Origin of the sequence: Diaphorobacter sp. HDW4A (assembly GCF_011305995.1) — a bacterium.
Taxonomy (GTDB): domain Bacteria; phylum Pseudomonadota; class Gammaproteobacteria; order Burkholderiales; family Burkholderiaceae_C; genus Diaphorobacter_A.
This window is the reverse complement of the sequence record NZ_CP049910.1, coordinates 5,280,841-5,294,201: the sequence shown is the minus strand read 5'-3', so window position 1 is coordinate 5,294,201 and position 13,361 is coordinate 5,280,841. Positions and strand designations below refer to the sequence as shown.

At 62.9% G+C, this 13,361-nt stretch carries 11 protein-coding genes; 3 read left to right on the top strand and 8 right to left on the bottom strand.

What is annotated here, in order from left to right:
* The first annotated feature begins 95 nt into the window (after positions 1–95).
* The gene (locus tag G7047_RS24210) at positions 96–1,949 is read left to right on the top strand and encodes a S9 family peptidase (RefSeq protein ID WP_240939247.1); all 1,854 of its coding nucleotides are present in this window, start codon (positions 96–98) and stop codon (positions 1,947–1,949) included.
* Between the two features lie 49 nt (positions 1,950–1,998).
* On the opposite strand, the gene G7047_RS24205 is transcribed toward G7047_RS24210, so the two are convergent.
* The gene (locus G7047_RS24205) at positions 1,999–2,430 is read right to left on the bottom strand and encodes a hypothetical protein (protein WP_166310788.1); all 432 of its coding nucleotides are present in this window, start codon (positions 2,428–2,430) and stop codon (positions 1,999–2,001) included.
* A 129-nt stretch (positions 2,431–2,559) separates the two neighbouring features.
* Positions 2,560–3,384: an IclR family transcriptional regulator gene (locus tag G7047_RS24200; RefSeq protein ID WP_166310786.1), complete on the bottom strand. Its 825-nt coding sequence runs from the start codon at positions 3,382–3,384 to the stop codon at positions 2,560–2,562.
* Between the two features lie 125 nt (positions 3,385–3,509).
* Between G7047_RS24200 and G7047_RS24195 the strand changes: the two genes are divergently transcribed.
* The gene (locus G7047_RS24195; RefSeq protein WP_166310784.1) at positions 3,510–5,153 is read left to right on the top strand and encodes a GMC family oxidoreductase; all 1,644 of its coding nucleotides are present in this window, start codon (positions 3,510–3,512) and stop codon (positions 5,151–5,153) included.
* A 185-nt stretch (positions 5,154–5,338) separates the two neighbouring features.
* Positions 5,339–6,691, top strand: coding sequence for an MFS transporter (locus G7047_RS24190; protein ID WP_166310782.1), 1,353 nt, complete (start codon positions 5,339–5,341; stop codon positions 6,689–6,691).
* An 88-nt stretch (positions 6,692–6,779) separates the two neighbouring features.
* Here G7047_RS24190 and G7047_RS24185 read toward each other — a convergent pair whose 3' ends face one another.
* The 6 genes from G7047_RS24185 to G7047_RS24160 form a co-directional block, all read right to left on the bottom strand.
* The gene (locus G7047_RS24185; RefSeq protein ID WP_166310780.1) at positions 6,780–7,028 is read right to left on the bottom strand and encodes a GlsB/YeaQ/YmgE family stress response membrane protein; all 249 of its coding nucleotides are present in this window, start codon (positions 7,026–7,028) and stop codon (positions 6,780–6,782) included.
* A 389-nt stretch (positions 7,029–7,417) separates the two neighbouring features.
* Positions 7,418–8,386, bottom strand: coding sequence for a tripartite tricarboxylate transporter substrate-binding protein (locus G7047_RS24180; protein WP_166312241.1), 969 nt, complete (start codon positions 8,384–8,386; stop codon positions 7,418–7,420).
* 118 nt (positions 8,387–8,504) lie between these two features.
* On the bottom strand, positions 8,505–9,869 hold the full coding sequence (locus G7047_RS24175) for an MmgE/PrpD family protein (RefSeq protein ID WP_166310778.1): 1,365 nt from the start codon (positions 9,867–9,869) through the stop codon (positions 8,505–8,507).
* 47 nt (positions 9,870–9,916) lie between these two features.
* The gene (locus tag G7047_RS24170; protein ID WP_166310776.1) at positions 9,917–11,122 is read right to left on the bottom strand and encodes a CaiB/BaiF CoA-transferase family protein; all 1,206 of its coding nucleotides are present in this window, start codon (positions 11,120–11,122) and stop codon (positions 9,917–9,919) included.
* Positions 11,123–11,133: 11 nt separating this feature from the next.
* Positions 11,134–12,300: an acyl-CoA dehydrogenase family protein gene (locus G7047_RS24165; protein WP_166310774.1), complete on the bottom strand. Its 1,167-nt coding sequence runs from the start codon at positions 12,298–12,300 to the stop codon at positions 11,134–11,136.
* 19 nt (positions 12,301–12,319) lie between these two features.
* Entirely contained in the window at positions 12,320–13,213 is an 894-nt protein-coding gene (locus G7047_RS24160) for a MaoC family dehydratase N-terminal domain-containing protein (RefSeq protein ID WP_166310772.1), read from the bottom strand.
* Between the last annotated feature and the right edge of the window lie 148 nt (positions 13,214–13,361).

Below are 13,361 nucleotides of genomic sequence, written 5' to 3'. Positions count from 1 at the left end.
ATTGAAACGGAATCCCGCACTTGAAATGCGTCAACAGCGGGCTCATTTAAGCTGCTTGTATCGGCAACGCGCATGCAGCACAAAGGATCGAGAACGTGACCACTCCACAACAGACACCCCGGCAGTACCCCCTGCGTGACTTCTTCAAGAATCCTGAGCGCGGCTACTACCGGCTGTCGGATGACGGCAGAACGCTCGGCTTCATGCAGCCCTCGGGCGAGGCCCGCCGCATGAACCTGTTCGTGCAGCCGCTTGACGGCGAGAAGCTCGTGGGCGAGCCACGCCAGCTCACGCACGAGACCGAGCGCGACCTTGCGGGCTATGTGTTCAAGGGCAACGACGTGGCGCTGTTCTCCAAGGACTTCGGCGGCGACGAAAACTTTCACGTGCTGGCTGTGAACACGCGCACCGGCGCGTCGCTCGATCTCACGCCCGGCGACCAAGTGCGCGCCAGCATCGAGGACGATCTGGAGGACGATGCCGACCATGTGCTTATCAGCCACAACCTGCGCAACCCCGAGGTGTTTGACGTCTACCGCGTGAACATCCACACCGGCGCGGCCGAGCGCGTGGCCGAGAACCCCGGCAACATCATCGGCTGGCAGACCGACCACGCGGGCAAACTGCGCGCTGCCGTGGCGAGCGACGGATTGAACAGCGTGGTGCTCTACCGCGACAACGAATCACAGGAATTCCGCCCCATCATCGAGACCGACTTCCGCGTGAACGTCGGCCCCGCGTTCTTCGACTTCGACAACCAGCGTCTGTTCCTCTACAGTGCACGGGGACGCGACAAGATGGCCTTCGTGCGCATCGATCCGGCCAAGCCCGATGACGAAGAACTCATCTATGCCAATGACGTGGTCGACCTCGACGGCGTGGGTTACTCGCACCAGCGCAAGGTGCTCACCGCCGCGAGCTACCAGACCGACAAACTGCATCTGCATTTCTTCGACGACGCAACCCGCCAAGTCTACGACCAGCTCCACCAGAAGCTGCCCGGCTACGAGATCCATCTGCAGGCCAGCAACAAGGACGAGAACGTCTTCATCGTCGCCGCCGTGAACGACCGCACGCCCGGCAAGCGCTATCTGTACGACACAAAGCGCGACGCGCTCACGCTGCTCAGCGAGATGAACCCCGCCATCGCTGAGGCCGACATGGCGCCCATGCAGCCCATCCAGTACACGAGCCGCGACGGACTCACGATCCACGGCTACCTCACGCTGCCGCCGGGCCGCCAGACGGGAGAAAAGCTGCCCGTCATCATCAACCCACACGGCGGCCCCTGGGCACGTGACAGCTGGGGCTTCAATCCCGAGGTGCAGTTCTTCGCCAACCGAGGTTACGCCGTGCTGCAGATGAACTTCCGCGGCTCTACCGGCTATGGCCGCGCGTTCTGGGAGGCGAGCTTCGGCCAGTGGGGTTTGCGCATGCAGGACGACATCACCGACGGCGTGCAGTGGCTCATCAATGAAGGCATCGCTGACCCCGAACGCATCGCGATCTATGGCGCCAGCTACGGCGGCTACGCCACGCTCGCGGGCGTCACGCTCACACCCGATCTCTATGCCGCAGCGGTGGACTATGTGGGCGTCTCCAACCTTTTCACCTTCCTCGGCACCATCCCGCCCTACTGGAAGCCCATGCTCGAAAAGATGCAGGCCATGGTCGGCGATCCGGTCAAGGACAAGGCCCGCCTCGAAGCCACCTCACCCGCCCTGCTCGCCGACCGCATCCAGACCCCGCTCTTCGTCGCCCAAGGCGCCCAGGACCCGCGCGTGAACAAGGCCGAGAGTGACCAGATGGTCGCCGCGCTGAAGGCACGCGGCGTGGAGGTGGAATACATGGTGAAAGACAACGAGGGCCACGGCTTTCACAACGATGAGAACAAGTTCGAGTTCTATGAGGCGATGGAGCGGTTTTTGGGAGAACATTTGAAGCGGTGATCCGAGCCCGGGTACGCCGTTCCGCAATCCACACCACCCAAGGCGCCAATCAGTCCTCATCGCCGCTCAGGCTCTCGAGCCGCTGCGCCTCGCGATCAAGCGCTTCGTAGCTGCCTTCGCAGAACAGCGTGCAGAGCTGGTCCAACGTGCGTCGCTCGTGCACATCGAACACTGTCACGTCGCGTTGCAGTTTGGGCTTGCCGAAGAGGCTCTTGCGCATTTGCGATGACACGGATTGCAACTGGAACGCCTCGCCTGCACCAGCGGTTCCCAGCGCGGTGATCCACAACTGCCGCTGATCGTCTGCGTTCTCGAGCACCAACTGCGGCATCGGTCCTTCCTGATCCGCATCCCATGCGCGCTGCTGTTGCGCCCACGGGAAGCCGTCGATGACCGTCAGAAACCCGGCCAGATCGGTGGAGCCTTGCAGGTCGGTCCGATCAAAGTCATAGCCGACCTTCTGGATTGCGTAGGTGAGCATGGCGCGGTCTCATGGTGAATGGTGAATGGTGAATGGTGAATGGTGAATGGTGAATGGTGAATGGTGAATGGTGAATGGTGAATGGTGAATGGTGGATGGCGATTTGGACGATGGCCCGACTTCAAGCCGTCAGAACAGCAACGGCTTCACCCGCTCCGCCGCCCGCTTGAGCGCAGGCACCACCGCGAGCGCGCCGTCGAACTTCATGCGGGCGGTCGGCGCGTGCAGGGCCATGGTGGCGCGGCATTCGCCCTTGTCGTCGAGAATGGGCACCGCCATGCCGACGAGGCCGAGCATGAACTCGTCCATCTCGAACGAATAGCCGTCGGCACGGATCTTTTCGCAGGCCGCTTCGAGTTCATCGCGCTGGGTGAGCGTGTGCGGGGTGAATTGAGTGAAATTCGCGTGTTCAAGCACGGTGGCGCGCTTTTGTGGCGACATCATCGCGATGTACATCTTGCCGCTGGCCGTGGCGTGCAGCGGCACGTACGAGCCCGCCTCGAACTGCGTGCGCAGCGGCCAGTGCGTCTCCACGCGGTCGAGATAGCGCACCTTCAGGCCTTCGAGCACGGTGAGGTTGCAGGTCTCGTCGATCTCCTTGACCAGCTCGGAGAGGATGCTGTGGCGCAGCTCGCGGCGCGGGTCGGTCTTGAGAGTGGCCAGCGCCATCTTCAACAGACGCGGGCCGGGCTGGAAGCTGCGGTCGTTGACATCGCGGGTGAGCCAGTGCTGCGCTTCAAGGTTGCTGCACATGCGCGACGCCGTGGCCTTGGGCAGGCCGAGCGCGCCGGCCACATCCATCAGTCCCGCACGGCCCGACGAGGCCACGAAATCCAACACGGAAAGCGCCCGTTCCGAGACCGATAGTGGCTCGCTCGCAACGTCCTCCGATGCGGCGGCAGATGACTTGGCGGCGGTGTTCTTTTCGGAGGTGACGGACTTGCGAGTCGACATGGCGGGGCGGAGTTGGAGATCGGGTTCTTCGGGTTTTTTCTCATTGTACGTCTGCGTTTTTTGTTTAAAGTTCCACCAAAAGGAACAAACAGTTCCATTGAATGAAACAAATAGATAGGAGACATATGTCGTCGAACAGTGTGAAGAACTACGACTACATCGTGGTGGGCGCGGGGTCCGCGGGGTGCGTTCTGGCGGCGCGTCTGAGCGAGGATCCGCACAACCAGGTGCTGCTGCTGGAGGCGGGCCCGCCAGACCGTTCGCCGTGGATTCACCTGCCCATCGGCTACGGCAAGACAATGTGGAGCCCGGTCTACAACTGGAAGTTCGAGACCGACCCCGATCCCAACATGAACGGCCGCCGCATCTACTGGCCACGCGGCAAGACGCTGGGCGGATCGAGCTCGATCAACGGGCTGATCTACATCCGCGGCCAGGCCGAGGACTACGACCGCTGGGCCGCTCTGGGCAACGAAGGCTGGTCGGCCAACGACGTGCTGCCTTACTTCATCAAATCCGAGGGCAATGAGCGCGGTGACAGCCAGTTCCACGGTGGCAAGGGGCCGCTGCAGGTCTCCGACATCGGCGCCAAGCACGAGCTGATCGAGGCCTTCATCGCGGGGGCTGTCGAGAACGGCGTGCCGCGCACCGATGACTTCAACGGCGCATCGCAGGAAGGCGCGGGCTACTACCAGCTGACCACCCGCAACGGCCTGCGTTGCAGCACGGCCAAGGGTTATCTCACCGACGCCAAGCGCCGCCCGAATCTGCACATCGAAACGAATGCGCAGGCCACGAGCCTCGTCATGCGCGGCAAGCGCGTGGTCGGAGTGAACTATCTGCACCATGGTCAGGAACGCACGGCGATGGCGGGCGGCGAGGTGATTCTGTCAGCCGGAGCGATCCAGTCTCCGCAGCTGCTGCAACTGTCGGGTATCGGACCGCGCGCGTTGCTGGAAAGCCTCGGGGTTCCCGTCGCGCACGACTTGCCCGGCGTGGGTGAAAACCTGCAGGACCACCTGCAGATCCGCCTGAGCTTCGAGTGCACCAAGCCGATCACCACCAACGACCAGCTCAACACGCTGTTCGGACAGGCCAAGCTCGGATGGGAGTGGCTGTTCCACCGCTCGGGCCCGCTGGCCGTGGGCATCAATCAGGGCGGCTGCTTCATGCACGCGTTGCGTGACGCGAATGGCCAGCCGGTGACGAAGACGCCGGACATCCAGTTCCACGTCTCCACGCTGTCGGCCGACATGGCGGGCGGCAAGGTGCATCCGTATTCGGGTTTCACGATGTCGGTCTGCCAGCTGCGCCCCGAGTCGCGCGGCCATGTGCGCATCCGCTCGCGCGATGCGCTGCAGCCTCCGTCGATGCAGCCCAATTACCTGAACACCCAGCTCGACCGCGACACCAACGTCGCCGCCGTGCGCGCGGCACGTGCGATTGCCGAATCGAACGCCATGTCACCCTACGTCAAGCGCGAGGTCAAGCCCGGGCGCGATGCGCAGAGCTATGACGAGCTGCTTGAGTTCTGCCGCAACAACGGCGCCACCATTTTCCATCCCAGCGGCACCTGCAGCATGGGACACGACGCCATGGCCGTGGTCGATTCTCGACTGCGTGTTCATGGCGTGCAGGGCATCCGCGTCGTGGATTGCTCTGTCATGCCCACACTCGTGTCGGGCAACACGAATGCGCCTGTCGTGATGATGGCCGAAAAGGCGGCCGACATGATTCGCGAAGACGCACGGCAACTCGCTGCGGCATGAGGGCGTGTTTGCGATCTCCACCCCGAGATCGCAAACACGCTCCGAGAGGGCGCAACACCCGGAATCCTGAAGAGACAAATGACAACGGCGGCAGAGGGACCTGCCGTGGTGCCGCACGACCCATCCGGGTCGCTGCGGGCCGCCACGCGCAAGGCCTTTCATGCCGCTCCAACCGGAGACAAACCATGGCCAATTCCGATTCATCGCAGACCACCGACCCGAAAGTCATACGCAAGGTCGTCACTTCCGCCATCGTCGGCGCCACCATCGAGTGGTACGACTTCTTCCTCTATGGCGTGGTGGCGGGCATCGTTTTCAACAAGCTCTACTTTCCCAACGCCGATCCACTGATCTCTACACTGCTCGCCTACACGACGTTCGCCGTGGGCTTCGTGACACGGCCACTCGGCGGCGTGATCTTCGGCCACTTCGGCGACAAGATCGGGCGCAAGAGCATGCTGGTGCTGACGCTCATGATCATGGGCGTGGCCACCTTCCTCATCGGCCTCGTACCCACCTATGCGCAGATCGGCATCGGCGCGCCCATCCTGCTGTTGCTGCTGCGCGTGGCACAGGGCATTGGACTGGGCGGCGAATGGGGCGGTGCGGTGCTCATGGCCTACGAGTACGCGCCCAAGGAGAAGCGCGGCTTCTACGCATCGCTGCCGCAGATCGGTCTGGCGCTGGGTCTGTTCATGGCCTCGGGGGTGGTCGGTGCGCTGTCCTACTTCTTGACGGACGAACAGTTCATGTCCTGGGGCTGGCGCGTGGCCTTCCTGCTGTCGGGCCTGATGGTCGCGGTCGGCATGTTCATCCGCCTGCACGTGAAGGAAACTCCCGAGTTTGCGGCCGTGAAGGAGCGCAACGCCGAAACCGCGATTCCATTCATGGACATGATGCGCCGCTACCCCGGCAACGTGCTCAAGGGCATGGGCGCACGCTACATCGACGGCGTGTTCTTCAACATCTTCGGCGTGTTCTCGATCACCTACCTCACCACCACGATCAAGATAACGCGCTCCGAAGCGCTGATCGGCGTGATGGCCGCCGCCATCGTGATGTGCTTTTCCATCCCGTTCTTCGGCAAGCTGTCCGACAAGGTGGGCCGCGCCCGCATGTACATGTGGGGTTCGCTGATCACCGGCGTGGTGTCCTTCCCCGCGTTCTGGCTGATGAGTACCAGCAACGGAAACATGATGATGATCTGGCTCGCCACCATCATCCCGTTCGGCATCCTCTATGCGATGGTCTATGCGCCGGAAGCCGCGCTGTTCTGCGACCTGTTCGACGCCAAGGTGCGCTACACCGGCATCTCCTTCGTCTACCAGTTCTCGGGCATCTTCGCGTCAGGCATCACCCCCATCATCGCGACTGCACTGCTCAAACTCAACGACGGCCAGCCATGGCTGATCTGCGCCTACGTGCTCTTCGCCGGTCTGGTCTCCGCCTGGTGCGCAGGCATGATCGGCCGCGACCAGAAACAGGCCGCCGCTGCCGCACCCGAGACCAAGATGCAGATGCGCCCCGCACGCACCTGATCACGCCCTTCGCAGGTACAAGAAAACCCCCGCAGAGCCAACACTCTGCGGGGGTTTTTATCGTCAATCCACTTGCTGCGAGCGCCCTTCAAGCCCGTCGAATGAGCCGCGCCAAGAAGATCAGAATCACCGCGCCCACAAACGCCACAAGAATGCTGCCAACCAGCCCCCCCCCGGCCCCTAATCCCAGCACTCCGAAAACCCAGCCACCGAGCACCGCCCCGATGATGCCGATCACGATGTTGCCCAGAATGCCGTACCCACCACCCTTCATGACCAGCCCCGCCAACCAGCCCGCGATGCCGCCCACGATGATGAACCAGAGGAAAGCTGACATAGTGAAGTTCTCCCGTTGAATGACGTGTGACATGCCGACCCTGACAAGGGCCAGCCATGGCTTCGAAATCGAAACCTGACCCCAGCATACGAGGGCAACACAGCATCACAAGTAGGAAAGCGCCGTCAATCCAACCAACCCACGGGCGAAGTCGCGAGCCCCGGCACGAGCGCAGCGAAGTGCCGACCACACCTCCCCCCAACTGATTTCCGGCGGTTGTCCGAGCGGAGTGACGAAGGAACGCAGCGAGTTCCGCCGGAGGTATTGAAAGCGCGTTTTTGATTACTTTTTGCGCGCAAGCAAAAAGTGATTGCCCCGCTGGGGGCAGTCCCGGCCTCCGCCCTGAACCACCCAGCAGACGCAAAAAAAGAAGGGAGGAAGCGGGGAACTCACTCCGCAGAAACCCCCGCCGCCCGAATCACCTTCCCCCACCGAGCCACCTCAGCCTCCAGATGCCGCTGCAAACTCTCAGGAGTAGCCTTCTCCGCAGGCACCAGATCGGAACTCAACTCCGCAATCCGCTTCTTCACGTTGTCATCGACCAAAGCTGCATTCAAAGCCTTGTTCAGCTTGTCGATCACCTCTTTAGGCGTGCCCTTGGAAGCATACATCCCATGCCAGACCTTCACGTCAAAGCCCTTGAGCCCTTGCTCGTCGAGCGTGGGAATATTCGGCAATGAAGACAGCCGTTTGGGCGTAGTCACACCAAACACCTTGGCACGTTTTCCGTCCTGAATGACAGGCACTGTCTGCGTGGTCTGATCGCACAGCAGATCGACCTGCCCACCCATCAGATCGTTCATCGCCGGACCCGCGCCCTTGTAGGGCACGGTGGTGAGCTTCACCCCCGTCTGGTGCATGAACAGCATGCTGCACAGCTGTGACACGGCACCCGTGCCTGCATGCGCCATGCTCACCGTTTCCTGGTGCTTCTTCACGTAGTCAAGCAGCTCGGGAAAGGTGTTGGCCGGAAACTCCTTGCGCGAGAGCAGCGTCATCGGCACGTCGAGCACCTGGCCGATGTATTCAAAGTCCTTGAGCGGGTCGTACGGCAGCTTCTTGTACAGCGCCGGAGCCGTCGCCATGCCCATATGGTGGATCAGAATCGTGTAGCCATCGGGCTTGGACCTTGCCACGCGCGCCGGCGCAATCGTGCCACCCGCACCCACGGTGTTTTCCACCAGCACGTTCTGCCCGAGCGACGCCCCCATGGGCACGGCCAGCAGCCGCGCGACCACGTCGGTCGGTCCACCTGCGCTATAGGGCACGACCATGATGATCGGTTTGTCCGGATAGCCCGAGGCCAGCGCGGGCAGCGCCGCTGCACCCAGCAAGGATGCCGCCGCGATGCCGCGCATCGTGCGGCGCAGCACCAGTGCATGAGGGCGAAGAACATGTCCGGTGGAAATGGAATGCATGCGTTGTCTCCTTGCTTGTAGTAGTGATGATGATGTTGATGACGAGCGGACCACGAAGTCAGTCCAGCAGACGTCCAAGCCGTGGCGTCTTCGCGATGCTCCAGAGACTTTGCACGGCAGCGCGCACCTTGTCCTCAGGGATATCACTGCCATAGGCAGCCAAGCGCAGCGCCTTGCCCTCGATCTCTTCGCGCGAAAGCGTGTTGCCGGGGTCGCCCTTGGGCTCGTCAACGCGGCCATGCAGCGTGCGGCCATCGACGGTCTGCACGGTGACCTTGCCGATCCAGCGCTGCGGGTAAGCAGTGTCCACTTCTTCATCGAGCACCATGCGGACCTTGTCGCGCAGCGTCACGGTGTCTGGCGCGAGGAACTGCTCGTCAAACTCGGTAAGCCCCGCATGTCCGAATCGCGCTGCGATGGCCAGCACCGTGCCCATCGAGAACTTGCTCTGGTGCACTGTGGCGGGTGACACCACCGGACCGAGCACATCGATGGCGCCCTGGTGCACGTGGCAGGTGACCTGCGCAATGTCGGAGATCTTCAGCTGGTTCTGCTGCATCACCTGCAACAGCGCGTCCGCCGCAGGATGCGTGTGGCGGCACGAGGCATGCCATTTGAACGAGGTCTCGGGCGTGGCCCAACGCGTGCCGAGGCCATCGACAAGACGCCCCGGATTCGAGTCGGTCGACATGCCCGCCGCCATGCCCTGCGGGCCGGTGAAAATGTCCTGCGCGCCAGTGAATCCATCCTTGGCGAGATAGGCGGCCGTGAGGCCCGCGGATGCAGCATGCGCGGTGTGCAGCTGCTTGCTGTCGGCAGCGGTGCGCAGAAACTCCCAGAGGCCCGCAGCCTGCGTTCCGGCCGAGCCAAAGGCATGCTGCATCTGCTGCGGAGTGAGCTCCAGAAGATGGCCCACGGCGGCGGCGGCGGCAATCGTGCCCGCCGTGCCGGTGGTATGAAAAATCTTGTAGTGACTGCGGCCCAGAAACTCGCCCACGCGAATGCCCACCTCATAGCCCGCCACGCAGGCCGCCATGAACTGCTCGCCGCTCGCGCCGATGCTCTGCGCTACCGCGAGTGCGGGCGGAAACACGACGGCCGCCGGATGGAACACCGAGCCATTGTGCACATCATCCTGCTCGGCCACATGCGATGCGGCGGCGTTGGCCATTGCGGCCATCATCGGCGAAGTGCTCGCAGATTGGCCAATGACCTCGCAGGCTCCCAGCGCAGGCCCCTGCGACAGCGCAAAGCGCGTGATGCTCCGCACCGGCCGCGCGCTCTGGCCCGCCAGCACCGAGCCGAACCAGTCGACCAGCAGGTCCTCTGCCTTGCGCTGCACCTCGGGCGGGATGTCCGACCAGCGCAGCGTGGCGGCGAACTGCGCGAGCGGGTGGGTGGTGGCGGCGGTTTCCTGTTGCATGGTGTGATTCCCCTTAGTGTGTGATCTGTTCGGCCTGCGCGATGCGCTCAGTCCGCGACGTTGTTGGGTACGTTGAGTGCCTCGATCCGTTCGGCGGACCAGCCCAGCCCCACAAGAATGCGGGCCGTGTGTTCGCCCACGGCGGGCACCCCGTCCATGCGGTAGTCAAACGCGCTGTTCAGACCCGGTGGCAGCAGCGCGGGCACCTCGCCCTTGGGCGTGGGCACGTTGCGCCAGCGCTTGCGCGCCTCAAGCTGCGGATGCGCCCACAGGCCCGCCATGTCGTTCACATGCGCGTTGGCGATGCCTGCAGAGTCCAAACGCTCGACGATCTGCTGCGCGGTGAACGCACCGAAGAGGCGCAGGATTTCCGCCTTCAGCGCATCGCGGTTTTCGTTGCGATGCGCGTTGCTGTCAAAGCGTGCGTCCTTGGCAAGCTGCGGCTGCTCAAGCACCTTGTCGCAGAACGCCTGCCATTCGCGTTCGTTCTGCAGGCCGAGCATCACCGTGCCGCCGTCGCCCGCAACGAACGGGCCGTAGGGATAGATGCTGGCGTGCGATGCACCCGTGCGCGGCGGTGGTGGTGCGCCGTCGAACGCGTAGTACATCGGATAACCCATCCACTCGCCGAGCGCCTCGAGCATCGACACATCGATGTGGCTGCCCTCTCCCGTCTTGGCGCGCAGCAGCAGGGCCGACATGATGTTGGTATACGCATACATGCCCGCCGCGATGTCGGCCACGGAAATGCCCGCCTTACTGGGTACTTCTGGCGTGCCGGTGATCGAGAGAAAACCGGCTTCGCTTTGAATTAGCAGGTCGTAAGCCTTCTTATCGCGATACGGTCCATCGGCACCATATCCGCTGATATCACAAACAATGAGCTTGGGAAACTTGTCATGCAACGCGTCATAAGAAAGCCCCATGCGCGCCGCCGCGCCGGGTGCGAGATTTTGCACCAGCACATCCGCATCGGCCAGCAGCTGCATCAGTGCTTGCTGCGCGAGCGGCTGCTTCAGATCGAGCGCGAGGCTTTCCTTGCTGCGGTTGATCCAGGTGAAGTGCGACGACTGGCCCAGCACACGCTGGTCGTAGCCACGCGCGAAATCCCCCGCACCGGGGCGCTCCACCTTGATGACGCGCGCGCCCAGATCGGCGAGCTGGCGCGTGCAGAACGGCGCGGCCACGGCGTGTTCGAGCGAGACAACGGTGATGCCGTCAAGCGGGCGCGGGCGTTGGGTTGATGCGTTCATCTCGCGCCTCCTCAAAACGAGCGTGGCAAACCGAGGATGTGCTCGGCCACGTAGGAATAGATGAGGTTGGTGGAGATCGGTGCCACCTGATACAGGCGCGTCTCGCGGAACTTGCGCTCCACGTCGTATTCACACGCAAAGCCGAAGCCGCCGTGGAATTGCAGGCAAGCATTGGCCGCCTCCCAGCTCGCCTTGGCGGCCAAGTACTTCGCCATGTTGGCCTGCGCGCCCATGGGCTCGTGCTTGTCGAACAGCTCGCAGGCCTTCCAGCGCATGAGGTTGGCGGCCTCGATCTCAATGAAAGCATCGGCAATGGGGAACTGCACGCCCTGGTTCTGGCCGATGGGGCGACCGAACACGTTGCGATCCTTCACATAGTTGGTGATGCGGTCGATGAACCAGTAGCCGTCACCGATGCACTCGGCCGCGATCAGCGTGCGCTCGGCATTCAGGCCGTCGAGGATGTACTTGAAACCCTTGCCTTCCTCGCCGATCAGGTTCTCTTCGGGAATTTCCAGATTCTCGAAGAACAGCTCATTGGTCTCGTGGTTCACCATGTTGAGAATCGGGCGCACCGTCATGCCAGCCTTCTCGGCCTCGCGCAGATCGACCATGAAGATCGACATGCCTTCGCTTTTCTTCTTCACCTCGGCCAGCGGCGTGGTGCGCGCCAACAGAATCATCCAGTCGCTGTGCTGGATGCGGCTGATCCAGACCTTCTGGCCGTTGATGACGTAGCGACCATCCTTCTTCACTGCCGTGGTCTTGATCTTGGTGGTGTCAGTGCCGGTGGTCGGCTCGGTCACGCCCATCGATTGCAGACGCCATTCGCCCGATGCAATCTTCGGCAGGTACTTCTGCTTCTGCGCTTCAGAGCCATGGCGCAGCAGCGTGCCCATGTTGTACATCTGGCCGTGGCAGGCCCCCGAGTTGCCGCCACAGCGATTGATCTCTTCCATGATGACCGAGGCCTCGGTCAGGCCCAGGCCCGAGCCGCCGTATTCGGTGGGAATCAGCGCGGCCAGCCAGCCGGCCTTGGTGAGCGCGTCCACAAACTGCTCGGGATAGGCGCGCGCCTCGTCGACCTTGCGGAAATATTCATCGGGAAACTCCGCGCAGAGCGAGCGGATGGCGTCGCGAATTTCGGCGTAGTTGTTCGAGAGCGTCTGTTCGATCATCGTTGTGTTCCCCTTGTTGTCAGGCCAGTTCCGCCGTGCCCTGCATGGTCAACCAGCCATCGTGGTCCTGCGCCCAGAGCTCCACCGTCTTGCCATCGTCCGACGGCTTGCCATGCACGCTGAAGGCGTTGAGATCAAAAGTCGGCCGCACGGCCTTGAACGAGAACTTGCGCACCGTCGCATCGGGCAGGTTGCGGCGCAGCAGATCGAGCAGCAGCGTGGCAATCAGCGGGCCATGCACGATGAGGCCCGGGTAGCCCTCGACCTCGGTCACGTACTTGCGGTCATAGTGGATGCGGTGGCCGTTGAAGGTGAGCGCCGAATAGCGGAACAGCAGCACGTCATCCGGCACGATGGTGCGCGACCAAGCGGCCTCGCCATCGAGCGGCGGCTTCTGCGGAGTGGGCTCGGGCGCGCCGGGCTCGGCGGCGGCGCGGTAGACGATGTCGTGCTCCTCGGTCAGCGCAAGGCCGTTCTCGTTGCTGAACTGGTGCTGCACCAACACGAACAGCAGCTCGCCCGAGCGGCCCGCCTTGTGGTTCACGGACTGGATGGTGGAAACGCGCTGCACCTCCTGCCCCACCGCCAGCGGATTGCCCGTCTCCCAGGTCAGCCGCCCGCCCGCCCACATGCGGCGCGGCAGCGGTGCGGGTGGCAGAAAGCCACCACGTGTGGGATGGCCGTCCGCGCCGATCTCGCTCTGGCGCGCATGCGGCAGAAAGTACAGCCAGTGCCACAGCGGCGCGAGCAGCGTGCCGGACACAGGGGTGGCATCATCGCGATCCAGCGTCGCGCTCATGCTGCGCACCGGCGCGGCGGTGATCAGATCGGCAGTGGTCTCGCTCTTGCCCGTCCAGCTGCGCAAATGCGCAAGTCCGGCTTCGTCGATGATCGAGGCTTGTTTTTCACTCATGTTTGTTGTCACTGACTTGCGCATTCGTCAAAAGGGGGAACGGCGTTCCAAATGCCAGACATCTTCCCTTGGGATGCAATTCAACACAATCGCAGTGTTTGCAAGCTCCCCTTTGGCATAGATGAAGCCACGGCAGCCGGCGGCATTC